The organism is Streptomyces sp. NPDC127097 (genome assembly GCF_042724075.1).
In the GTDB taxonomy this organism is placed as follows: domain Bacteria; phylum Actinomycetota; class Actinomycetes; order Streptomycetales; family Streptomycetaceae; genus Streptomyces.
The window spans coordinates 1-21,913 of the sequence record NZ_JBHXFI010000044.1 but is presented as its reverse complement, the minus strand read 5'-3'; the positions used below and the strand labels follow the sequence as shown (position 1 = coordinate 21,913).

The window sequence follows — 21,913 nt, the reverse complement described above, 5'->3', positions numbered from 1 at the left end:
TTACACCGTAAGCCCGCCCTGCTTACGGTGTCACCCATGTCGTTTACCTCGTACACATCCCCGCCGTCGTCGCAGCCGGCACCGCCGTCGGCCGGCCGCCGGGAGTGGACCGCCCTGGCCGTCCTCCTGCTGCCCTGCCTGCTCGTCTCGATGGACGTCTCGGTGCTCTACTTCGCGGTCCCGTTCCTGACCGCGGAACTGGAGCCCAGCAGCGTCCAGCAACTGTGGATCCTGGACGTCTACGGCTTCGTCCTGGCCGGCCTGCTGATCACCATGGGCGCGCTGGGTGACCGCATCGGCCGCCGCAAGCTGCTCCTGTCCGGCGCCCTCCTCTTCGGCCTCGCCTCCGGGGCCGCCGCCTACGCGCAGAGCGCCGAAATGCTCATCGCCGCACGGGCGTTGCTCGGCATCGGCGGCGCGACCCTGATGCCGTCCACCCTCGCGCTGATCCGCAACCTCTTCCACGACGCCAAGCAGCGCGGCCGGGCCGTCGCGATCTGGTCGTCGGCGGTGATGGGCGGGATCGCGGTCGGCCCGGTGCTCAGCGGGGCGCTGCTGGAACACTTCTGGTGGGGCTCGGTCTTCCTGATCAACGCCCCGGCGATGGTGCTGCTGCTGGTCTGCGGCCCGCTGCTGCTGCCGGAGTTCAAGAACCCGGCGGCCGGGCGCTTCGATCTGCCCGGCTCGCTGCTGTCCCTGCTCGCGATGCTGCCGACGGTCTACGGCATCAAGGAGATCGCCCGCGACGGCCTGGCACTGCGGCCCGTCCTCGTCCTCGCGGCCGGACTGCTGGCCGCCGCGGCCTTCGTGTACCGCCAGCGCACCGCCCGCCATCCGATGCTCGACCTGGAACTCTTCCGCCACCGCGGGTTCAGCGTCTCGGTCCTGATGAACCTGCTGGCGACGTTCGCCGTCGTCGGCTGCGCGGTCTTCTTCACCCAGTACCTCCAGACCGTACGGGGCATGAGCCCCATGGAGGCGGCACTGTGGAACCTGCTGCCGACCCTCGCGGTGGGCGGCATGGCACCGGCGGCGACCGTGCTCGCCCAGCGCATGGACCGGGCGTATGTCATCGCCCTGGGATTCGCCATCGCGGCCGGCGGCTTCGTCTGGCTGTCCTGGCTGGAACCGGGCTCGGCCCTGTGGTTCGTCCTGGTCGCCTCGTCGGTCTACGCCTCGGGCCTGGTGCTGGTGATGTCCCTCGGCAACGAACTGGCCATCGGCCTCGCCCCGCCCGAGCGCGCCGGCTCCGCCTCGGCCCTGCTGGAGTCCGGCACCGAACTGGGCGGCGCCCTGGGCATGGCCATCCTGGGCAGCATCGGAAGCGCGGTCTACCGCGCGGACATGGCCGACGCCCTGCCCGCCGGCCTCCCGCCGGCCGCGGCCGACGCGGCCCGCGAAACCCTGGCCGGCGCCGCCGCGGTGGCCGCCGAACTCCCGGCCCGGGCCGGCGAGGCACTCCTGGCCGCGGCCCGGTCCGCCTTCACCGACAGCCTCCAGTCGGCCGTCCTGTGCGCCGCGGGGGTGATGGCCTGCGCCGCGGTGCTGGCGGTGATGCTGCTGCGGGGGCTGGGGGTCGCGGGGGCGGAGCGGGAGCCGGAGGTCGGGGAGCCGGAGGTCGGTGTGGGGGTGGCTGGTCACCCGGGCTGCTGACGGCCGCCCATCCGGCTCACTCGGGGGTCACGCCCAGCATCCGCTGAAGCAGCTCCTTCAGCAGCGTCCGCTCGGCGACCGTCAGCCGGCCGAGCGGTTCGCGCGCGAAGTCCAGGGACGTCCGCAGGGCCCGGGCCAGGCGCGCCCCCTCCTCGGTCGGGGCGGCGAGCTTGACGCGGCGGTCGGCCGGATCGGGTCGGCGCTCGACCAGGCCGCGGGACTCCAGCCGGTCCACGATGCCGGTGATGTTCGACGGCTCGCACTTCAGGCGCTGGGCGACCTTACGCATGGGCAGCGGCTCGATGGAGAGCAGGCTGAGTACCCGGGCCTGCGCGCCGGTGAGGGAATGCTCGGTCGCGGCGTGCTCGTACTCCTCGTAGTAACGGGCCACGACGGTGCCGATGAGGTCGACGACCTCGACGGTCAGGGAGTCTGCGCGGGGGGTCATGCACACGAGGATACCCATTTACTTGACAACCTGAAATATCGAGGAGCATGGTTGTTTCAGCACCTGAAGCATTAGGAGGATCGCGCTTATGTCCGCACTGCCCACGACCAGCCGCGAATGGCACCTCGTCGCCCGCCCCCACGGCTGGCCCACCCCGGAGGACTTCGCGCTGCGCGAGGCCGCGGTGCCCGAGGTCGGCGAGGGCCAGATCCTGGTCCGCACCCAGCACTTCTCCGTCGACCCGTACATGCGCGGCCGGATGAACGACGTGAAGTCCTACGTCCCGCCCTTCCAGCTCGACCAGCCGATGGAGGGCGGCGCGGTCGGCGAGGTCCTCGCCTCGCGCGATGACTCCGTCGCCGTCGGTGACCATGTCCTGCACGGCCTCGGCTGGCGCGAGTACGCGGTCCTGGACGCCAAGCGCGCCGCCAAGGTGGACCCGTCGCTGGCCCCGCTCACCGCCTACCTCGGCGTGCTGGGCATGCCCGGCCTGACCGCGTACGCGGGTCTGCTGGAGGTGGCGTCCTTCAAGGAGGGCGACGCCGTCTTCGTATCCGGCGCGGCCGGTGCGGTGGGCAGCGAGGTCGGCCAGATAGCCAAGCTCAAGGGCGCCTCCCGAGTCATCGGCTCGGCCGGCTCCGACGAGAAGGTCAAGCTCCTGGTGGAGGAGTACGGCTTCGACGCCGCCTTCAACTACAAGAACGGCGACGTCAGCAAGCAGCTGAAGGAGGCCGCCCCGGACGGTATCGACGTCTACTTCGACAACGTCGGCGGCGACCACCTCGAAGCGGCCATCAGCTCCCTCAACGTCCATGGCCGTGCCGCCATTTGCGGCATGATCTCGATGTACAACGCCACGGAGCCGAGCCCGGCCCCCCGCAACCTCGCCATGGTGATCGGCAAGCGCCTGCGCCTCCAGGGCCTGCTGGTCAGCGACCACGCCGCCCTCCAGCCGAAGTTCGTCGAGGAGGTCTCCGCCTGGATCCGCTCCGGCGAACTGAAGTACAGCGAGACCAAGGTGTCCGGCATAGAGAACGGCGTCGAAGCCTTCCTGGGCCTGCTGCGCGGGGACAACACGGGCAAGATGATCGTCAGCCTGGAGGGCTGAGCCTCGCGGCCGGGGGAGGGGAGGCCCGGAGGGCTGTGTCCCCGCCCCCCGGCTCCCCCATTCCGGCCCCCACCTCGTCCGCCCCGCCCCATCCCACCCCGTCCCCCGGTCCCACCCCGGCCCCACCCCACCCCGTCTCCCGCCCCACCTCCCCCGTCCCCCTAGCCTCTTGCGGCCGCCCGTTAGGCTCGGCTGAACGCCGTCGCGATCCGTGGGCGCGAGTCGCGGCGAACCACAGGAGGATTTGGTATGTCCATCCAGACCGTCGATGTCGTCTACACCGCCGTCGCCACCGCTGAGAACGGCCGTGACGGCCGCGTCGCCAGCGACGACGGCAAGCTCGACGTGGTCGTCAACCCGCCCAAGGAGCAGGGCGGCAGCGGCGCCGGCACCAACCCCGAGCAGCTGTTCGCCGCCGGTTACAGCGCCTGCTTCCAGGGCGCGCTCAGCGTCGTCGCCCGCCGGGAGAACGCCGATGTCTCCGGCTCCCGGGTGACCGCCAAGGTCGGTATCGGCAAGACCCCGGACGGCGGCTTCGGCCTCACGGTCGAGATCGCCGTCTCGATTCCGCAGGTCGACGCGGCCACCGCCCAGGACCTCGTGGAGAAGGCGCACCAGGTGTGCCCGTACTCCCACGCCACCCGCGGCAACATCGAGGTCAAGCTGACCGTCGCCTGACCCACGGCGTCACCCGCGCATTTCCGCAAGGGCCGCATCCCGCGAAGGGGTGCGGCCCTCTGGTGTCTGCGGGGGCGTGGTGCAGCCCCCACGTTCGTGGCGGCGGGTGGGACGACCTCCGGGCACCGCCACGGGGCCACTCTTCGCTCCTGCTCTTCGGCCCCGCGCTTCGGCCCCGTATTCGGGCCTGTGTCGGCTCAACTCGCGCTATTCTGGCGGCGCTTCACCACGTTCCTCCCCACAGCTCCGTCGGCGGTCGGCCGGCGGGGGCCCTGGCTTCCGGGGCCTGTCCGGAGGAGCGAGGAGGAGCGATGGACGATCAGGACACGGAGCAGGAGAGCGACCGGTGGGCGCCGTCTGACAGATGGCAGGTGGTCATCGGGGTGCTGAGCCTGCTGGTGGCGATCGTCGCTTGTGTGGGGCAGTTCGCCCGGTAACGCCGGGGCCGGCCTCACGGGGTCCGGACACGGCCGGTCCCCGCCGTCAAGGCGGGACGGTCAACGGGGGAGTGCCCGGGCTCGACACGACCCGCGCAACGCGCGCCCTCATGCTTCCCGCACTCCTTTGTGTCCTCGGGCGCCCCGCACCTCCCGTGCCTCGCGCCTCGCCTCCCGCACCCCGCGCCTCGCGCCCCACACCCGGGCCTCCCCCTCCGCACCTCCCGCACCCCTCGCGACGCTCCCGCCTAACCACCCGCCCGCCCCCAACCCCAAGCCACACCCCACCCCCTGTGACGCACGCAACATTCCCCCCGCCTTGACGCACCCCCCGTGTAATCGATTTCGTAGCCCCCACGCATTTCTCACGGAAACGATTACACGGCGATCGAGGGAACCTGCCACCCCCCGTACAGGAGGGGCGACCAGCGACCAGCGATCGCCGACCAGCGACCAGCGGACAAACGGAACGGCGACGGTGCCATGGCGAACATCAAGGATGTGGCGGAGCGGGCAGGGGTTTCCGTGGCCACGGTTTCGCGGGTGCTCAATGGCCACAGTCCGGTTGCCGAGACCCGGGAGCGGGTGCTCGCCGCCGTACGGGAGCTGGGTTACCGGCCCAACAACGTCGCCCGCGCGCTGCGCACCGCGCGGACCGGCGCGCTCGGCCTGATCATCAGTGATCTCACCAACCCGTTCTTCACCGAGCTGGCCGACGCCGTCGAGGACGAGGCCCGCAGCCTCGGCTACAGCCTGGTCATCGGCAACGCCGGTGAGCGCCCCGAGCAGCAGGACGACTACATCCGCACGCTGCTCGACCGCCGGATCGACGGCCTGCTGGTCAGCTCGGCCGGTACCGGTTCGGCGATGCTCAGCGAGGTGGTCGCCTCCGGCACCCCGCTGGTGCTGCTGGACCGCACCGTGCCCGGTGTCGACGCCCCCTGCGTCCGCGCCGACGGCCGTACCGCGCTCACCGAGCTCGCGGCCCATCTCGCCGCCCACGGCCGCCGCCGCCCCGCGATCATCGTCGCCCCGGCCGGCACCCCCACCGGCGATGAGCGCCTCGGCTTCTTCCGTACGGCGCTGGGCGGGTACGGCCTCACCCTGCCCGACGAGCGGGTCGGTGCCACCCCCGACCTCCAGCACACCGGCGGCCGCCAGGTGATGAGCGCGTTCCTCGACCTCGCCGAGCCGCCGGACGCGGTGCTGGCCACCGACAACCTGATGGCGCTGGGCGCGATGGACGAACTCCGCGCCCGCGGGCTGCGGGTCCCCGACGACGTGGCGCTGGTGGTGTACGACGACGTGCCGTGGTTCGCCCACACCGATCCGCCGCTGACCGCCATCGCCCAGCCCACCCGGGAACTGGGCCGGGCCGCCGTCCACACCCTGCTGGCGCGGATCGAGGGCCGGCCCGCCGACTCGGTGCTGTTGCCGGCCCGGCTGGTCACCCGCCGCTCCTGCGGCGAACTGCCCGCCCCCTGAGCAGGCCCGCCCGGGCCGGCCCCGGCACCCCGGGCCCGGCACCCCGTCCGGGCGGGCCACCACCCAACCCACCACCCACCCCAGGAAGAGAGGGGCAGCGCATGACCGGCGTCAATGACGACCTGCCGGGCGGCCGCGAACTGCTGCGCGTGGAGGGGGTGACGAAGTCGTTCCCGGGTGTCCGCGCGCTCGACGGCGTGGACCTGAGCCTGCGCACCGGTGAGGTGCATGTCCTGCTCGGCGAGAACGGTGCGGGCAAGAGCACCCTCATCAAGATGCTCTCCGGCGCCCACCGCCCCGACGAGGGCCGGCTCCTCGTGGACGGCGTCGAGGCCACCATCCGTTCGGCACAGGACGCCGAGCGGCTCGGCATCGCCACCATCTACCAGGAGTTCAACCTCGTCCCCGGGCTGACCGTCGCCGAGAACATCTTCCTGGGCCGGCAGCCGCGCACCCGGCTCGGTCTGGTCGACAAGAAGACGATGCGGACCCGGGCCGCCGAACTGCTGCGGCGCGTACGGCTCGATGTGTCCCCGAACACCCCGGTCGCCGAACTGGGCATCGCCCGCCTCCAGATGGTCGAGATCGCCAAGGCGCTCAGCCTGGACGCCGGTGTCCTGATCATGGACGAGCCGACCGCGGTGCTGACCTCCGAGGAGGTCGAGACCCTCTTCGAGATCGTCCGCGAACTGCGCGACGCCGGCGTCGGCATCATCTTCATCACCCACCACCTGGAGGAGATCGGCGCGCTCGGCGACCGGGTGACGGTGCTGCGCGACGGCCGCTCGGTCGCGGAGGTGCCGGCCTCGACGGACGAGGACGAGCTGATCCGCCTGATGGTGGGCCGGGACATCGCCGAGCAGTACCCGCGCCGGCGCCCCGACGAGCCGGGCGCGCCCCTGCTGCGCGTCCGCGGCCTGACCCGTAACGGCTCGCCGGCCGGACCGGTCTTGGAGGGCATCGACTTCGAGGTGCGGGCCGGTGAGGTCGTGGGCCTCGCCGGGCTGGTCGGCGCGGGCCGTACGGAGGTGGCCCGGGCGGTCTTCGGGGTGGACCGCTATGACGCCGGCACGGTCGAGATCGACGGCAAGGAGCTGGCCCGCGGCGATGTCCGGGCCGCGATGCGCGCCGGGCTCGGCCTCGTACCGGAGGACCGCAAGGGCCAGGGCCTGGTGCTGGACGCCTCCCTCCAGGACAACCTCACCCTCGCCCGGCTCGACCGCGACACCCGCGGCGGGCTGGTGGACCGCGGCGCGCAGCGGCGCGAAGCGGCCACCGCCGCCGAGCGGTTGAAGGTCCGGATGAGCGGCCTGGGCCAGAGCGCCCGCACCCTCTCCGGCGGCAACCAGCAGAAGATCGTCATCGGCAAGTGGCTGCTGACGGACACCCGGCTGCTGATCCTCGACGAGCCGACCCGGGGTATCGACGTCGGCGCCAAGGTCGAGATCTACCAGCTGATCAACGAGCTGACGGCGGCCGGCCGCGCGGTCCTGATGATCTCCAGCGATCTGCCCGAGGTTCTCGGCATGAGCGACCGGGTGCTGGTGATGTCGCAGGGCCGGCTGGCCGGTGAGCTGTCGGCCGAAGAGGCCACCCAGGACGCCGTGATGGAACTGGCGCTCCAGGCGCCCGGTGCCGCTTCCGGGAACACGAACGGCACCGCCAAGAGCACGTCCGGCACCGCCAAGAACACGAAGCACCACGACGAGAGCGCGATGGAGGGCTCCGATGTCCACTGAGGTGAAGACGGGAGCCGCCGCCGAGGCGGTGGGACGGGCACCGGACCGGGACGGCTTCGGGCCGTGGTTCTCCCGGGCGGTCCTCAGGAACGGCCCGCTCGGCGGGCTGATCGCCCTGGTCGTCGTGATGGCGGCGCTGTCCAGGGACTTCCTCAACGGGCAGAACCTCCTCAACGTCGGCGTCCAGGCGTCGGTCACCGCGATCCTCGCCTTCGGCGTCACCTTCGTGATCGTCTCGGCCGGTATCGATCTCTCGGTCGGCTCGATCGCCGCGCTCTCCGCCACCGTCGTGGCCTGGGCGGCCACCGGCGAGGGCCTGCCCGTCTGGATGGCGGTACTGCTGGGCCTGGCGGTCGGCGCCGGGGCCGGTCTGGTCTCCGGCGCGCTGGTCGCCTACGGCAAACTGCCCGCCTTCATCGCCACGCTGGCGATGCTCTCGGTCGGCCGCGGCCTGGCCCTGGTCATCTCCGGCGGCTCGCCGATCCCGTTCCCCGGCTCGGTCAGCGCGCTCGGTGACACCCTCGGCGGCTGGCTGCCGGTGCCCGTGCTCGTCATGATCGCGATGGGGCTGATCGCGGCGCTGGTGCTGGCCCGTACGTATGCCGGCCGGGCGATGTTCGCGATCGGCGGCAACGAGGAGGCGGCCCGGCTCTCCGGCATTCACGTCAAGCGCCGCAAGCTCGCGATCTACGCGCTGTCCGGGGTGTTCGCCGCGGTCGCCGGCATCGTGCTCGCCGCCCGGCTCACCTCCGCCCAGCCGCAGGCCGCCACCGGCTACGAGCTGGACGCCATCGCCGCCGTCGTCATCGGTGGGGCCAGCCTCTCCGGCGGCTCCGGCAAGGCTTCCGGCACCCTCATCGGTGCGCTGATCCTCGCCGTCCTGCGCAACGGCCTCAACCTGCTGAGCGTCTCGGCGTTCTGGCAGCAGGTCGCCACCGGACTGGTCATCGCGGTGGCGGTGCTCCTGGACACGCTGCGCCGCCGGAGCGCGCGATGAAGGCCCCGCGGAACACCCGGCGGAACGCTTGGCAGAGCACCCGGCGGAACGCCTGGCAGAACACCCGGATCAAGGCGTCGCTGGCGGCCGGGCTGGCCGCGACCGTCGCCCTGGGCCTGGCCGGCTGCGACCGCGGCGGCAACACCGACCTGGGGCTGGCGCTGTCCACGATGAACAACCCGTTCTTCGTCGGCATCAAGGAAGGCGCCCAGGCCGAGGCGGACGCCCGCGGGCTGCACCTCAACATCACCGACGCCCAGAACGACCCCACCCAGCAGATCAACCAGATGGAGACGTTCACCAGCCAGAACGTCAAGGCGGCCATCATCAACCCGGTCGACTCCGACGCCGCGGTCCCGGCCGTCGGTGTCGCCAACCGGGCGAAGGTGCCGGTCATCTCCATCGACCGGGGCGTCAACGGCGGCACGGTCGGCTCGACCATCGCCTCCGACAACGTCGCGGGCGGCCGGCTCGCCGCGAAGACCCTGGCCGAATCGCTCGGCGGCAAGGGCAAGGTGGCCTTCCTGGAGGGGCAGGCCGGCACCTCCGCCGCCCGCGAGCGCGGCAAGGGCTTCGAGGAGGGCATCAAGAAGTACCCCGGCATCCAGGTCGTCGCCCGCCAGCCCGCGGACTTCGACCGCACCAAGGGCATGGACGTGATGACCAACATGCTCCAGGCGCACCGTGACATCGGCGGGGTGTTCGCCGCCAACGACGAGATGGCGCTGGGTGCGTCCAAGGCGCTGGGCGGCCGCTCCGGCAAGGACGTCAAGGTGGTGGCGTTCGACGGCACCCCGGACGGGGTCCGGGCGGTCCGCGGCGGCACCCTGACCGCCACCGTCGCCCAGCAGCCGGAGCTCCTCGGCAAACAGGCCGTGGACTGGGCGCTGAAGGCGTCCCGTGGTGAGAAGCTGCCGCGGTCGGTCCGGGTGCCGGTGGTGCTGGTGACCGCCGAGAACGCCAAGAAGTTCGACGACTGAGAGCGTGGCCGGCACGTCCAAAGGGGCGGCCGGGAAGGACAGATGAGAAGAAGTGGGAGAGCGGTGCATGTATGACGTCCTGGTGGTCGGCTCGGCCAACGCGGATCTGACGGTACGGGTCGACCGGCGGCCCGGCGCGGGCGAGACCGTGCTCGGCACGGACCTGGTCGAATCGGCCGGCGGCAAGGGCGCCAACCAGGCCGCTGCCGCCGCCCGGATCGGCGGGCGCACCGCGCTGCTGGCGCGGGTCGGCGGCGATGCGTACGGGGAGCTGCTGCTCGGTGCCCAGCGCGCCGCGGGCACCGATGTCACCCCGGTCATCGTGGACGAGGCGGCCCGCACCGGCACCGCGATGATCATCGTCGATCCGGACGGTGACAACAGCATCGTGGTCTCGCCGGGCGCCAACGCCGCGCTCTCCCCGCAGGACGTGGCCGCCGCGAAGGACACCATCGCCGCCTCCGCCGTGGTCTCCCTCCAGCTGGAGATCCCCATGGAGTCCGTACGGGCCGCCGCCGCGGCCGCCGAGCAGGCCGGTGCCCGCGTCGTGCTCAACCCCTCCCCGGCTCCCGCCGCGGCGCCGGCCCCCGAACTTCTGTCGGTGGCCGACCCGTTGGTGGTCAACGAGCACGAGGCGCGGCAGCTCTCCGGGCTGGCCGACGGCACCCCGGCCCAATGGGCGCAGGCCCTGCGCGACCTGGGCGCCCGCTCCGTCGTGGTCACCCTCGGCGGCGAGGGCGCGCTGGTCCTGGACGCCTCCGGAGCCGAGACCGTCCCGGGCGTACGCGTCAAGGCCGTGGACACCACCGGCGCCGGCGACGCCTTCACCGGCGCCCTCGCCACCCGTCTGGCCCGCGGCGACACGCTGCCCGGGGCGGCGCGCTTCGCCGTACGGGTCGGCGCCGCCGCCGTCACCAAGCCGGGCGCCCAGCCGTCCTACCCGACCCGGGCGGAGCTGGAGGTGCTGGCGCCGGAGCAGCCGCAGGGCTGAGGCCGGGGGCGGCACCGGCCGGCCTCGCTCGGCGCCGCCCGGCAACCGCCGTCACCTCACCGCCCGTCCAGCTCCTTCGGCCCGTACAGCGCATGGTCCGCGCCGGTCGCCAGCGCCCAGTAGCGGTCGCCGTAGGACCAGTGCCACCACTCGGTGGGGTAGTTGACCAGACCGGCGGCGGTCAGCGCGGTGTTCAGCACCCGGCGGTGGGCGCGGGCGACGGGCGTCAGCTCCGGCGCGGCCGTGTAGCAGGCGCCGTCGCTCTCCTCGGGGGAGGCGTTGATCGGGGTCCCCATGTCGACGGGTTCCCCCTCGGCGGTGACGAGGGTGAGGTCCACCGCACCACCGGCGCTGTGCGGTGCGATCCCGGGCGGCGACACATAGCGGCTGGCGGCCTGATGGAGCCGGTCGGCGTCCCAGTCGGGGTGGGCGGCGCGCAGTTCGTCCGTGTACTCCTCGAAGTAGCGGCGCTGGAGCCCCGGCGGCCGGTAGCCCTCGACGAACTGCAACCGCAGCCCGTCCGGCAGCGATTCCTGCGCCGCCAGCAGCCGTTGGAGCACGCCTTCCCGCAGATGGGCGAAGGCGCCGAGCGGGTCGTTCCGGTCCTCGGCCACGAGCAGCGCGGGCGCCGCGGTCCGTACGTCCACCAGCGGCTCACCGCACTCCTCGACGGGGACCGCGGCCACCGCCGGGTCCGCCATCAGCGTGATCCGGTCGCGGACATCGGTGAACACCAGCTCCGCGCCGTCCCCCGGCACCGGCCCGGTCCACTCGGCGGCCGCCGCCACCCGCTCGCCCGACGGCAGCCAGGCGCCGCTGAGGCCGCACCCCGAGGCCGAGCCGCCGGTCCCCATGCCGTTGGCGAGCAGCACATGCAGACCGTGGTTCCGCGCCTGTTGGGCATACCGCGCCACGCGCTCCGCCGAGCCGTGGAAGGAGCTGGCGAGCGACACCCGGCAGCCGTCCGCCGCGGCCCGCGCCGCCACCTCGGGGACGCTGTTGTCGAAGCAGGTGGCGAGCGCGAACCGGATGCCGCCCAGGGTGCAGCGGCCGTCGGTGGTGCCCGGCGCGAACACCGTGTTCTCGTCCCCGTACAGATGGACCTTGTCGTAGCGGGTGACCAGGGCGCCGTCCGGGCCGATGACGAACGAGGAGAGGGCCGGACGGGACCCGCCGCCGGTGGCGCGGCCCGCCGCGTTCACGACCGCCGCGGTCCCGGTCGCCCGGCATGCCTCCCGTACGGGTGCCAGCCGGGCGTCGTCCGCCGTGACCGTCATGCCCAGCGGGTCGGCGGCTATCAGGGCCAGGTCGTAGTGCGTCAGGGCGAGTTCGGGGAAGACCACCAGCCCCGCGCCGCGCCCGGCGGCCTCGGTGAGGAGCCCGGCCATCCGGGCGGCGTTGGCCTCGATATCGCCCGGTACCGGGAGGAATTGTGCGGCAGCAATGATCATTCGCCCATGATGCCGGGCGGGCCGGGGGACCGGGCGGGATCGGGCGGGACCGGACGGATCGGGCGGGGCGGGCCGGGCCGATCGGGGTGGTCCCGGGTGGTCCGGGCGGTCCGGTGGCTTCTCCCGCCGCCGGACCGCCCGCCCAAGGCAACGCCGGTCCGGCTACTTCCGGTCCGCCGCCCGTGCCGCCGCCTCCGACGCCGCCACCGTCACGACCGCCCGCACCTGCCCGGTGATCGCGGTCCGGTTGCGTACGAAGACGGGGTCGGTGACCTGGCCGTTCGTCGGGTCGGTGTTGTCCGGGCCGAACTCCAGCACCGGCGTGTGCAGATGCCCGCCCGGGATCGCCGGCCGCACCGCGTCCCTCAGCAGCGTCGCCCGGTAGGCGATCTCATTGGACAGATAGTCCCCGCCGCCCCCGGCACGCGCCGTGGAGCCCGGGGTCGGGCCGTCCGGCCGGTCGACGGGTGCGCCGCCGCCCGCCGGGATCTCGGTGACGGCGGTGTGGTCGACCACCGGGTACGGTCCGGTGCCGGCCGCCACGATCCGCGCGTACGGCAGGCTGGTGGTCGTCCACTGCGGCTGCGGCCGCACGGTCGGCACCCCCGCCGGGATCGGCACCAGCTCCGTGCGCGCATCCCGCACATTGTCCGGATAGCCGCCCCGCCAGGCCCCGTTGGTCCGCTCGACATCGAACCGGCCGGGCCGCCCCTGACTGACCGTCGTGAACAGATCGGCCTGCCGCGGGCCGCTCCGGAAGTGCGGCAGCAGGGTGCGCTCCACCGTGCCCGCCGCGAAGTCGGCCCACCGTACGGGGAAGACGGCGGTCTCGATCCGGGCGGGCTTCCCGGAGGCGGTCCGCACGGTCGTCCCGTCCAGCGCGAGCGCCGCCGCCCCCGACGGATTGCTCCGCCGGGCATCGGCGTCCAGCTGGAACGGGTCGAAGCCGGTCACCATCACCCGCAGCACCTCCTTCCCGGCGGGCAGCGCGATCGAGTCCTGCCCGCGCGAACCCCGCTCCAGTGACCCGAGCAGGGCGTCGCGCCGGTCCTCGGACAGCCCGAACTCCGGCTGCCACTGCCGTAGTTCCTTCGTCATCCCGAGCCGCGCCCAATACAGCGGACGGTCGTCGTCCCGGCTCAGATCGCCGCCGTCGGGCCCGCGGCCCTGCGCCCGGTCCACGGCCCGCCGCCACAGCGCCCGCCCCTCGGCCGCGACAAAGCGCCGGGCCTCCGGGTAGCTCGTCACCCGCGCCAGCCCGCGCGCGAACTCCCGCTCCCACACGTCGAATCCACTGCGCCGCAGGATCTCCTGCGGCGCCGCCTGCGTCAGCCGCCCCTCCTCCACCGTGCCGTCCGTCGCGGGGGCCGCGGTGGCCGGAGCCGTCAGGGCCAGCGGGACGGCGGCCATCAGCGCGACACCGAGCGCGCCCATCCTGGTACGTATGCGTCTCATGGGGGCGAGTAAAGCGCTGTGGGCGTGGGGGCGGTAGAGGCGCCGGCCTCCCCGCTGTCCTGTTCCTGCCCCCGACTTGAGCCCCCGACTTGGACCACGACTTGAGCACTCGACCCGGCCCGGTGCGTGCCGGGTGACCGCGGATAGGGTTCCTGGTCCGGTCCGGTCCGGTCGGGACCGGTCCGCGCCGGTCCGCCGCCGCGTCCGGCGCACTCCACGAGACTCAGGGGGATCTCCGTGGCCACTCCGCCACCGCCGCACGGCCCGCACCCGTATGCCCAGCCGTACGGACCACCGCCCATGGGGCCCCACCCACAACAGCCCGCGGGCGCCCACCCGCAACAGTCCACAGCACCCCACCTGTCACAGCCCGCGGGCGCCGTCCACCCGCAGCCGCCCATCGGCCCGTACGACCCGCAGCCGGGGCAGCCGGCCCGGTATCCGTACGACCGTCAGCCGCCCCTGCACCCGCCTCCACACCCGCACCCACACCCGCACCCGTACACCGCCGACCCGGGCTGCGGGCTCTGCGGGGCCCGGCCCGCCGTGCAGGCCACCGTCCGCGGGCACCAGGGACTCCTCCTCCTGATGCGCTTCCTCAGCCGCAGCGGAATGTTCTGCCGCTCCTGCGGGCTGGCCACCTACCGGGAGATGTCCGCGAAGACGCTGTGGCAGGGCTGGTGGGGCCCGCTGTCCGTGGCCATCACCCCGGTCACCCTGCTGATGAACCTCGGCCCCCGGAGCCGCTTCCGCAAACTGGCCGCCCCCGTAGGAGGGTTCGGCCCCTCGCTCGACCCGGGCCGGTCGCTGCTGCGCCGGCCGGTGGCGCTGCTGTTCCTGGTGCCGATGGCGCTGGTGGTGCTGGCGATTCCCACCCTGTTCGTGCTCGGCGCGTTCGTCGAGGGCGCCGGTATCGGGCAGGCGCCCACCCTCGCGGTCGGTGACTGCGTCCGCAACGAAGGCGACTGGGAGGACCAGGACCTGGAGATCGTGGACTGCGGTGCGGCCGACGCGGAGTACAAGGTGACCCGCCGGCTCAACACCTCCAAGGACGTCTGCGCCGACGGCGAGCTGCTCGCCGACCTCACCTACAGCCCGGACCGGATGACGGTCTCCTGCCTCGCTCCGGCCCGCTAGCTGCACCAGGGCCCACGGGGTCGGCGGGGTCTACGGGCTCGGCGGGGTCCGCGGGCTCGGCAGGGTCCACGAGGTCTGCGGGACTCCGGTGTCAGCCGGGTGTCAGCCCTCGCCCGGGCCGTCTCCCGGCTCCTCGCCCGGCCCCTCCCCGGGTTCTCCGCCCGGCCTCTCCGCGGCCCCGTCGGTCCGCCCCTCCGCGGCCCCGCCGGTCCGCCCCTGCCCGCACCCGAGCAGCGCCAGGAAGTCCCGGAAGGCCGCCGGCATCTCCACGTCCTCCGGGTCCAGCAGCCACTGCAACTGGAGCCCGTCCATCACGGCGGCCAGCAGTGGCGCCGCCCGCTCCGGGGTCAGACCGCCGGGCAGGGTGTCGCCGCATTCGGCCCGCAGCACCTCGGCCATCCCGGCGCGGACGGCACGGAAGCGGCCTTCGAAGAAGGCGCGTGCGGGGTGGTCCTCGGTGACGCTGTCGGCGGCCAGCACCGTGTAGGTCCGGACGAGGCCGGGCCGGGTGGCGTTGTAGTCGACGAGCTGGGCGAGGGTGTCGGTGTGCCGGGTGCCGGCCGCCGCGGCGGCCGAGGCCAGATCCCAGCGGTCGCGTGTCTCCAGCACCCCCACCAGCAGCAGTTCCTTGGTGGGGAAGTGGTGCAGCAGGCCCTGCTGGGTCAGTCCGGCGCGTTCGGCGACGGCGGCGAGCGAGGTACGGCGGTAGCCGCGCTCGGCGATCAGCTCCATGGCGGCCTCCAGGATGGCCGCGCGCCGCTCCGCGCGCTGGGCCTCGCGCCCGCCGCCGGCGCGCCGCGCGCCCGGCCCGCCGCCGCGGGGTCCGTCCTGGTCTCGTGCAGTCACCGGCCGAGCGTAACTCTCCCGTGGAGATCCCGTACGACTGATGTAACGGAAAAGTAACGGTGCCTACCGGTTGACAGGTGGGCCGGTAAGAATCCGGACAGGGGGTCCGCACGTCCATTCAGGGAACACCGGAGAGCCGCATGACCGACCACCATCCTCACGGCCCCGCCGCTGACGCCGCCCACCATCATGCCCGGGACCGCGCGCACGAGCACGCCGCGGCCGTCGAGCGGGCACTCGCCGCACTCGACCTCGACACCAAGGCCCGGCTGCTGTCCGGCCAGGACATGTGGACGCTGCCGGCCGTGCCCGCGATCGGACTCCGGTCAATGGTGATGTCGGACGGGCCGGTCGGGGTGCGGGGCCAGGAGTGGAGCCCCGAGGACCCCTCGGTGGTGCTGCCCAGCCCCACGGCGCTGGCCGCCACCTGGGACCCGGAGCTGGCCCGCCGGACCGGTCACCTCCTCGCCCAGGAGGCCCGCCGCAAGGGCGTGCACGTCCTGCTGGCGCCGACCGTCAATCTGCACCGCTCACCACTGGGCGGCCGGCACTTCGAGTGCTATGCGGAAGACCCACTGCTCATCGGCGAGATCGGGGCCGGATATGTCCGTGGGGTGCAGGAGGGCGGCGTCGGTACGACCGTCAAGCACTTCGTGGGCAACGACGCCGAGACCGACCGGCTCACCGTCGACAACCGCATCGCCCCCCGCCCGCTGCGCGAGCTCTATCTCGCGCCCTTCGAGCACATCGTCGAAAAGGCCCGCCCCTGGGGCGTGATGACCGCCTACAACCAGGTCAACGGCTCGACGATGACCGAACACCGCGCGCTGGTCCAGGACGTGCTCCGCGGCGCATGGGGCTTCGACGGCTGCAATGTCTCCGACTGGACGGCCGCCCGCGACACCGTGAGCGCCCTGCGCGGCGGCCTGGACGTGGCGATGCCGGGGCCCCGGACGGTCTACGGCGCGCGGCTCGCCGAGGCCGTCCGCGGCGGAGCGGTGGCCGAGTCGGAGGTGGACGACGCGGTGCGCCGGGTGCTGCTGCTCGCCGCCCGCACGGGGTGTCTGGACGGGGTGCCGGCCGCGGTCGACCCGGCCGGTGTCCCGCGGGGGATCGACGGCCGGACGGTGGCCCGCGAGGTCGCCCGGCGGGGGTGTGTCCTGCTGCGCAACGAGCCGGTGGCGGGTGCGCGGCGGGCGCTGCCGCTCGATGCCGCCGCGGTCCGTCGGGTCGCCGTCATCGGGACGGCCGCGCGCGAGGCCCGGGTGCTCGGCGGCGGGTCCGCGACCGTCTTTCCCGACGCGGTCGTCTCCCCGCTGGAGGGGCTGCGCGCCGCGCTGCCCGACGACGTAGAGCTCACCTTCGCGGCCGGCGCCGATCCGCACTCCCGCGTCCCGCGCGCCCGTGAGGGCTTCACGCTGCGCGCCCGCTACCTGGCCGCGGACGGCCGGCTGCTCGCCGAGACCGCGCAGCGCGACGGCACGGTGCAGGTGATGGGCCGCTTCCCCGAGGGCGTCAGCCGGCAGGACCTGAGCGCCGTCGAACTGACCGGCAGCTTCACCCCGCGGCACACCGGCCGCCACACCTTCGCCGTCGCCGGCACCGGTGAGCTGCGGCTGACCGTCGGTGGCGCGCTGCTCTTCGACGGCCACTGCGCACCGGAGGGCGGCGACCCCTTCGAGTCGTTCCTCAACCCCGTCGAGCGGCGGGTGACGGCGCAGCTGACGGCGGACGAGCCCGTCGAGGTCACGCTGCGGTACGTGCCGGACCACCCCGGAGGCTCCGGGGAGGGGCCGGCCGCGCTGCACTTCCTGCTCGGTCACCGGGCGCCGCGGGCCGATGCGGACACGGAGATCACCGAGGCGGTCCGGGCCGCGGCCGACGCCGATGTGGCGATCGTCGTCGTCGCCACCACCGAGGAGACCGAGTCCGAGGGCTTCGACCGCGGCGATCTGCGGCTGCCCGGCCGCCAGGACGAGCTGGTCCGCCGGGTCGCCGCCGCCAACCCGCACACCGTGGTGGTCGTCAACTCCGGCTCGCCGGTGGAACTTCCGTGGCGCGAGGAGGTCCCCGCCGTGCTGCTGAGCTGGTTCCCCGGGCAGGAGGCCGGGGCGGCGCTGGCGGACGTGTTGCTCGGCGCCCATGAGCCGGGCGGCCGGCTGCCCACCACCTGGCCGGCCCGCCTCGCCGACGCCCCGGTCACCACCGTCACCCCGACCGGCGGCCGACTCGACTACGCCGAGGGGGTGTTCGTCGGCTACCGCGCCTGGCAGCGGTCCGCCGTCGCGCCCGCCTACCCCTTCGGTCACGGCCTCGGCTACACCGACTGGGAGTACGAGTCGCTGGACACCACCCCGGACTCGGTGCGGGTGCGCGTCCGCAACGCGGGCGACCGGACCGGCCGCGAGGTCGTCCAGATCTATCTGGCGCCCACCGAGGACGCCGCCCCCGACGCTCCGGAGCGCCCGGCGCGCTGGCTGGCCGGCTTCGCGGTCGTCGAGGCCGGCCCCGGGGAGAGCGCCGAGGCCGAAATCCCGCTTCCGGACCGGGCGTTCGCGGTCTGGGACGCGGAGGGCGGCGACTGGCAGCGGGTCAAGGGCGTCTATCGCGTGGAGGCGGCGCGCAGCGTCGACGACCGCAGGCTGACGGCGGAGGTCACCGTCGGCTGACGGCTCCGGAGGCGGGGGCGCTCCTCCCCGGGGCCGCCCCCGCCGGTCCCGGCACGCGCCCGTCCGGACCCTCATCGCGGCCCTCCCCTCATGACGGCACCACCGACACATCGCCGCCGCTCGTCCGTGCGGTGACCTTGTGCGCGGAGCCCTTGTCCGTCGGGACGGAGACCTTGCTGTCGCCGCCGCTGGTCGTGGCCTCCACGGCGTAGGAGCCCTTCGGCAGCCGGATGGTGACATTGCCTCCGCTGGTGCGGCCCGACACCTCGTCGGGCGCCGTGGACAGCGCGAGATCCACGTTGCCGCCGCTGGTCCGCGCCTTCGCCGTGCGGGCCGTGGAGTCCTTGACGGTGATGTCGCCGCCGCTGGTCTCCGCGGCTATGCCGCCGGTGGCGCCGCGGACGGTGATGTCCCCGCCGCTGGTCCGCAGATCGACCGAGGCGTTGCGCGGCAGCAGCACCCGGTAGGCCACCTCGCACCGGCGCCCCATGCCGCAGTCCTCGGCCTCCAGCGTCAGCCGGCCGTCCTTGACCCCGTGCGCGGGGCTCGGCTTCCGCTCGTTGTAGACGTACTTCTCCGTCACCTTCACCTGGCCGCCGGCGTCGACCGGGACGACCTCGATGTTCCCGCCGTGCGTCGTCGCCGACAGCGCGGTGACCTTGCCGGGCACGGTGTACGTACGCTCCGCCTCCTTCGCCGGGCCGTACCCCGTCAGGGAACAGCCGGTCATCAGCACGGCCGACGCGGCGGCACAGGACAGCACGAGAGCGGAGGTACGCAGGCGGGCCATGGTGAGAGGTCTCCCGGGGCAGCAGTGAACGGAAACGGAACGGACCGGACAACCGATCAGTGCCATCGTTCCGCCCCGACCCCGCATTTGGCGTCGCCGCACAGGATGACCTTCGCGCGGCCGTGCCCCTAAGGGTGTCCCGCACTCCGCGGCCGCACCGAGAAGCCGTACACGGTCTCCGAGCGATAGGTCCCGCCGGGCCGGAGCACCGTGCTGGGGTAGTCCGGGCGGTTCGGGGAGTCCGGGAAGTGCTGGGTTTCCAGGGCCAGTCCGGCCGCCGGGCCGTAGGGGACGCCCGAGGTGCCGGTCAGGGTTCCGTCGAGATGACCGGCGGTGTAGAGCTGGAGACCGGGCTCGGTGGTGGCCAGCGTCAGGGCGCGGCCGGAGCCCGGGTCGTACAACTCCGCGACGGTGCGCGGCGCGTGGCACACCCCGCCGTCCAGCGCGAAGTTGTGGTCGAAGGCGCCGCCCACCGCGCGCGCCGTCCGGAAGTCGAAGCGGGTGCCGGCCACTTCGGCGGGTGCACCGGGCACCGGAATGCCGCCGGCGTCGCACGGTGTGTACCGGGATGCCGCCAGCCGCAGCTCGTGCCCGGTGGCGCTGCCGCTGCCGTCCCCGCCCAGATTGAGGTACGTGTGGTTGGTGAGGTTGACGACGGTCGGCGCGTCGGTCCGCGCCCGGGAGACGAGGCGCAGCGCGCCGCCGGGGGAGAGGGTGTAGGTGACGCTGACGTCCAGGGCGCCCGGGAAGCCCTCCTCGCCGTCCGGGGAGACCCGGTGCAGCCGCACACCGCCGTCGACCGGCCGGGCGTCCCACACCACCCGGGAGAAGTTCCGCGGCCCGCCGTGCAGGCTGTGCGGCCCGTTGTTCGGCGTCAGTTCCCAGGTCCGGCCGTCGAGCCGGAACGACGCCCCGGCGATCCGGTTCGCATACCGCCCGACCAGCGCGCCGAAGTGTGACCCGCCGTGCGCGGCATACGAGGCGAGGTCGGCGAAGCCCAGCGCCAGCTGTCCCCGCGCCCCGTCCCGGTCCGGGGCCTCCACCGTCTGGATGATCCCGCCGTAGGTCAGGACACGGACCCGCACCCCGCCGGGACCCGACTCCAGGGTCCAGCGGTCGACGGGCGTACCGTCCTCCAGCGCGCCGAAGGCTTCCCTGCTGACCTGCGTCTTCATGGCAGCGACCCTATGCCCGCCGGCCACCGGGCGGCGCCGGGGCAGCGTGTTCAGCTGCCGCGGCCGGGCCGGGTGATCGCGCGGAACGCCAGCTCCGCCAGCTCCTTCTGGCCGCCGGTGCCGGGGTGGAACCAGTCCCAGGTGCTCAACTGCCGCCCCGTGAAGCGGTAGTCGAAGACCGACTTGTCGAACCGGCACAGCGGGTCGGTGCCGCACACCTCCGCCAGCGCCGTGTTGTACGCCATCACCCGGCCCCGGACCTCCGCCCGCCGGTCGTGCGCCGCCTTCGTCAGATCGTCCGGATCGCGCAGCATGGACCCGCAGATGCCCAGCTTCCACACCTGTTTGCCGAGCGGGTTCTTGCGCCCTTCCGACCACAGCCGCAGCAGATCCGGCACCGCCGCGACATACACCTGGGTGTGCGGCAGGGCGCGCCGCAGATACTTCATGGACCGCGCGAAGTCGGCGCGGAAGGCGCCCGCCGGGGTCATCGAGCGGACGTCGCGCCGGCAGGCGTCGTTGGCGCCGATCAGGACCGTGACCAACTCGGGCTTCCGGTCGGCGGCCGCGGTGATCTGGTCCGGCAGGTCGCGCATCAGCGCACCCGTCCGGGCGAGGTTCCAGCTGTGTGTGGCAGGACGTTTGACCAGTCGTCGGGCGAGGCTGTCGACCTTGGGGTCGGTGCCGGTGGCCCAGGAGACCTGCGGGCAGTCGGAGAGGACCGTGCAGGCGTCGAAGCCGACCGTGATGGAGTCGCCGAGGGCGGCGATCGAGCGGGGGTTGGTGCGCCACACCGGCGCCTTGGCGGCCTTCCGCTTGCCCCCGGCGCCGGACTGCGGAGCGGAGCCGTCACCACTACAGGCGGTGAGGGCGATCACCAGTGCGGAACCGATGGCGACGGTGCGTGAGGAGCGGAGGGCGAAGCGGCGGCGCCGGCTGCGAAAGGGCCGATCGATCCGCGTCATCCCCTGTCCCCCTCCGGCGTGCGAGTGATATCTCTTCGGGTACCGACGGTACGTCACCCCCTCGACCGGCACCGCGCGATAGCTTTGCCCCGTGCTTGCCGGGCGGTGACCCAAAGTGGCAAGTGCAGTCGGCACAGACAAATTACATCACGTCATTTCCTGTCCCTTTTGCGGCAAATTCCGCCCAATGGTGTTTACTGTAGGTCACCAGCATGCTGGTGCCGAAGTGACCGCTGGGGCAGAATGGCAACTGTCCCGGCCGCAACCGGAACGGGCACGAGGCCGCTGGGGAAGGCGAACCTCGAACCGCACTGGAGGTCCCGGTGACGACACGTGGAGTTCTGTACGTCCACTCCGCTCCGCGCGCGCTGTGCCCGCACGTCGAATGGGCCGTCGCGGGCGTCCTCGGTGTGCGCGTCAACCTCGACTGGATCCGCCAGCCGGCGTCCCCGGGCACGTGGAGAGCCGAGTTCTCGTGGCAGGGCGAGGCCGGTACGGCCTCCAAGCTGGCCTCCGCGCTGCGCGGCTGGCATCTGCTGCGCTTCGAGGTGACCGCGGAACCCTGCTCCACCGCGGAGGGCGAGCGCTACAGCTCCACCCCCGATCTGGGGATCTTTCACGCCGTCACGGGCATCCACGGCGACATCCTCATCCCCGAGGACCGGCTGCGCGCCGCGGTCGCCCGCTCGGCGAGCGGCGAGACCGAGCTGGCCGCCGAGGTCGCCAAGCTCCTCGGCAAACCCTGGGACGACGAACTGGAGCCCTTCCGCTACGCGGGCGAGGGCGCCCCGGTCCGCTGGCTCCACCAGGTCGTCTAGGGCCTGTCTTCAAAGTCCCGTCGTTCGCCCGTAGGGCGGGCCTCGCGGCGCCTGGTGCACTTCACTCGCTGCGCTCGCTTCGTCTCGGCTC

18 protein-coding genes and 1 pseudogene are annotated in these 21,913 nt (G+C 73.3%); 11 read left to right on the top strand and 8 right to left on the bottom strand.

Going from position 1 to position 21,913, the window contains the following annotated elements; translation table 11 throughout:
- The first annotated feature begins 36 nt into the window (after positions 1-36).
- Positions 37-1,653 carry an MFS transporter gene (locus ACFWJW_RS27480; RefSeq protein ID WP_387246422.1) on the top strand — a complete coding sequence of 539 codons (1,617 nt, stop codon included), beginning with the start codon at positions 37-39 and terminating at the stop codon, positions 1,651-1,653.
- Positions 1,654-1,669: 16 nt separating this feature from the next.
- Here ACFWJW_RS27480 and ACFWJW_RS27475 read toward each other — a convergent pair whose 3' ends face one another.
- On the bottom strand, positions 1,670-2,101 hold the full coding sequence (locus ACFWJW_RS27475) for a MarR family winged helix-turn-helix transcriptional regulator (RefSeq protein WP_387246420.1): 432 nt from the start codon (positions 2,099-2,101) through the stop codon (positions 1,670-1,672).
- A gap of 88 nt (positions 2,102-2,189) precedes the next feature.
- Between ACFWJW_RS27475 and ACFWJW_RS27470 the strand changes: the two genes are divergently transcribed.
- The 7 genes and pseudogenes from ACFWJW_RS27470 (at position 2,190) to ACFWJW_RS27440 (ending at position 10,516) form a co-directional block, all read left to right on the top strand.
- The gene (locus ACFWJW_RS27470) at positions 2,190-3,209 is read left to right on the top strand and encodes an NADP-dependent oxidoreductase (protein WP_387246418.1); all 1,020 of its coding nucleotides are present in this window, start codon (positions 2,190-2,192) and stop codon (positions 3,207-3,209) included.
- 249 nt (positions 3,210-3,458) lie between these two features.
- Positions 3,459-3,887 carry an organic hydroperoxide resistance protein gene (locus ACFWJW_RS27465; protein ID WP_168478972.1) on the top strand — a complete coding sequence of 143 codons (429 nt, stop codon included), beginning with the start codon at positions 3,459-3,461 and terminating at the stop codon, positions 3,885-3,887.
- A gap of 311 nt (positions 3,888-4,198) precedes the next feature.
- Complete coding sequence (locus tag ACFWJW_RS27460) at positions 4,199-4,324, top strand: hypothetical protein (RefSeq protein ID WP_387246416.1); 126 nt, start codon at positions 4,199-4,201, stop codon at positions 4,322-4,324.
- Positions 4,325-4,807: 483 nt separating this feature from the next.
- Positions 4,808-5,809 (top strand): LacI family DNA-binding transcriptional regulator, encoded by a 1,002-nt coding sequence (locus tag ACFWJW_RS27455; protein WP_387246414.1) that lies wholly within the window; start codon positions 4,808-4,810, stop codon positions 5,807-5,809.
- Positions 5,810-5,910: 101 nt separating this feature from the next.
- Positions 5,911-7,548, top strand: a complete 1,638-nt coding sequence (locus ACFWJW_RS27450; protein WP_387246412.1) for a sugar ABC transporter ATP-binding protein — start codon at positions 5,911-5,913, stop codon at positions 7,546-7,548.
- Positions 7,538-9,525, top strand: a pseudogene (locus ACFWJW_RS27445) (substrate-binding domain-containing protein). The gene ACFWJW_RS27450 and the pseudogene ACFWJW_RS27445 overlap by 11 nt, the downstream one beginning before the upstream one ends.
- A gap of 67 nt (positions 9,526-9,592) precedes the next feature.
- Positions 9,593-10,516, top strand: coding sequence for a ribokinase (locus ACFWJW_RS27440; RefSeq protein ID WP_387246410.1), 924 nt, complete (start codon positions 9,593-9,595; stop codon positions 10,514-10,516).
- Positions 10,517-10,572: 56 nt separating this feature from the next.
- Here the strand turns inward: ACFWJW_RS27440 and ACFWJW_RS27435 are convergent, their stop codons facing one another.
- The 3 genes from ACFWJW_RS27435 to ACFWJW_RS27425 form a co-directional block, all read right to left on the bottom strand.
- On the bottom strand, positions 10,573-11,967 hold the full coding sequence (locus ACFWJW_RS27435; protein ID WP_387246408.1) for a nitrilase-related carbon-nitrogen hydrolase: 1,395 nt from the start codon (positions 11,965-11,967) through the stop codon (positions 10,573-10,575).
- Positions 11,968-12,129: 162 nt separating this feature from the next.
- Positions 12,130-13,422 carry a pyroglutamyl peptidase gene (locus tag ACFWJW_RS27430; RefSeq protein WP_387246406.1) on the bottom strand — a complete coding sequence of 431 codons (1,293 nt, stop codon included), beginning with the start codon at positions 13,420-13,422 and terminating at the stop codon, positions 12,130-12,132.
- Between the two features lie 363 nt (positions 13,423-13,785).
- Positions 13,786-13,992, bottom strand: coding sequence for a hypothetical protein (locus tag ACFWJW_RS27425; RefSeq protein ID WP_387246404.1), 207 nt, complete (start codon positions 13,990-13,992; stop codon positions 13,786-13,788).
- A gap of 18 nt (positions 13,993-14,010) precedes the next feature.
- Here ACFWJW_RS27425 and ACFWJW_RS27420 point away from each other — a divergent pair, with 18 nt between their 5' ends.
- Positions 14,011-14,559 (top strand): hypothetical protein, encoded by a 549-nt coding sequence (locus ACFWJW_RS27420; protein WP_387246402.1) that lies wholly within the window; start codon positions 14,011-14,013, stop codon positions 14,557-14,559.
- A gap of 102 nt (positions 14,560-14,661) precedes the next feature.
- On the opposite strand, the gene ACFWJW_RS27415 is transcribed toward ACFWJW_RS27420, so the two are convergent.
- Positions 14,662-15,405, bottom strand: coding sequence for a TetR/AcrR family transcriptional regulator (locus ACFWJW_RS27415; protein ID WP_387246400.1), 744 nt, complete (start codon positions 15,403-15,405; stop codon positions 14,662-14,664).
- A gap of 140 nt (positions 15,406-15,545) precedes the next feature.
- Here ACFWJW_RS27415 and ACFWJW_RS27410 point away from each other — a divergent pair, with 140 nt between their 5' ends.
- Positions 15,546-18,074: a glycoside hydrolase family 3 protein gene (locus tag ACFWJW_RS27410; RefSeq protein WP_387246398.1), complete on the top strand. Its 2,529-nt coding sequence runs from the start codon at positions 15,546-15,548 to the stop codon at positions 18,072-18,074.
- Positions 18,075-18,162: 88 nt separating this feature from the next.
- On the opposite strand, the gene ACFWJW_RS27405 is transcribed toward ACFWJW_RS27410, so the two are convergent.
- The 3 genes from ACFWJW_RS27405 to ACFWJW_RS27395 all read right to left on the bottom strand — a co-directional run bounded on the left by ACFWJW_RS27405 (position 18,163) and on the right by ACFWJW_RS27395 (position 21,004).
- Complete coding sequence (locus tag ACFWJW_RS27405) at positions 18,163-18,864, bottom strand: DUF4097 family beta strand repeat-containing protein (protein WP_387246396.1); 702 nt, start codon at positions 18,862-18,864, stop codon at positions 18,163-18,165.
- A gap of 128 nt (positions 18,865-18,992) precedes the next feature.
- Positions 18,993-20,039, bottom strand: a complete 1,047-nt coding sequence (locus ACFWJW_RS27400; protein WP_387246394.1) for an aldose epimerase family protein — start codon at positions 20,037-20,039, stop codon at positions 18,993-18,995.
- Positions 20,040-20,089: 50 nt separating this feature from the next.
- Positions 20,090-21,004, bottom strand: coding sequence for an SGNH/GDSL hydrolase family protein (locus tag ACFWJW_RS27395; RefSeq protein ID WP_387246392.1), 915 nt, complete (start codon positions 21,002-21,004; stop codon positions 20,090-20,092).
- 323 nt (positions 21,005-21,327) lie between these two features.
- On the opposite strand from ACFWJW_RS27395, the gene ACFWJW_RS27390 reads away from it, so the two are divergent.
- Entirely contained in the window at positions 21,328-21,822 is a 495-nt protein-coding gene (locus ACFWJW_RS27390) for a DUF3145 domain-containing protein (protein ID WP_042154367.1), read from the top strand.
- Positions 21,823-21,913: the final 91 nt, after the last annotated feature.

Coding starts and splice junctions, on each gene's coding strand:
- ACFWJW_RS27480 (WP_387246422.1), top strand. CDS start 37: ATGTCGTTTACCTCGTACACATCCCCGCCGTCGTCGCAGCCGGCACCG.
- ACFWJW_RS27475 (WP_387246420.1), bottom strand. CDS start 2,101: ATGACCCCCCGCGCAGACTCCCTGACCGTCGAGGTCGTCGACCTCATC.
- ACFWJW_RS27470 (WP_387246418.1), top strand. CDS start 2,190: ATGTCCGCACTGCCCACGACCAGCCGCGAATGGCACCTCGTCGCCCGC.
- ACFWJW_RS27465 (WP_168478972.1), top strand. CDS start 3,459: ATGTCCATCCAGACCGTCGATGTCGTCTACACCGCCGTCGCCACCGCT.
- ACFWJW_RS27460 (WP_387246416.1), top strand. CDS start 4,199: ATGGACGATCAGGACACGGAGCAGGAGAGCGACCGGTGGGCGCCGTCT.
- ACFWJW_RS27455 (WP_387246414.1), top strand. CDS start 4,808: ATGGCGAACATCAAGGATGTGGCGGAGCGGGCAGGGGTTTCCGTGGCC.
- ACFWJW_RS27450 (WP_387246412.1), top strand. CDS start 5,911: ATGACCGGCGTCAATGACGACCTGCCGGGCGGCCGCGAACTGCTGCGC.
- ACFWJW_RS27440 (WP_387246410.1), top strand. CDS start 9,593: ATGTATGACGTCCTGGTGGTCGGCTCGGCCAACGCGGATCTGACGGTA.
- ACFWJW_RS27435 (WP_387246408.1), bottom strand. CDS start 11,967: ATGATCATTGCTGCCGCACAATTCCTCCCGGTACCGGGCGATATCGAG.
- ACFWJW_RS27430 (WP_387246406.1), bottom strand. CDS start 13,422: ATGAGACGCATACGTACCAGGATGGGCGCGCTCGGTGTCGCGCTGATG.
- ACFWJW_RS27420 (WP_387246402.1), top strand. CDS start 14,011: ATGCGCTTCCTCAGCCGCAGCGGAATGTTCTGCCGCTCCTGCGGGCTG.
- ACFWJW_RS27410 (WP_387246398.1), top strand. CDS start 15,546: ATGACCGACCACCATCCTCACGGCCCCGCCGCTGACGCCGCCCACCAT.
- ACFWJW_RS27405 (WP_387246396.1), bottom strand. CDS start 18,864: ATGGCCCGCCTGCGTACCTCCGCTCTCGTGCTGTCCTGTGCCGCCGCG.
- ACFWJW_RS27400 (WP_387246394.1), bottom strand. CDS start 20,039: ATGAAGACGCAGGTCAGCAGGGAAGCCTTCGGCGCGCTGGAGGACGGT.
- ACFWJW_RS27395 (WP_387246392.1), bottom strand. CDS start 21,004: ATGACGCGGATCGATCGGCCCTTTCGCAGCCGGCGCCGCCGCTTCGCC.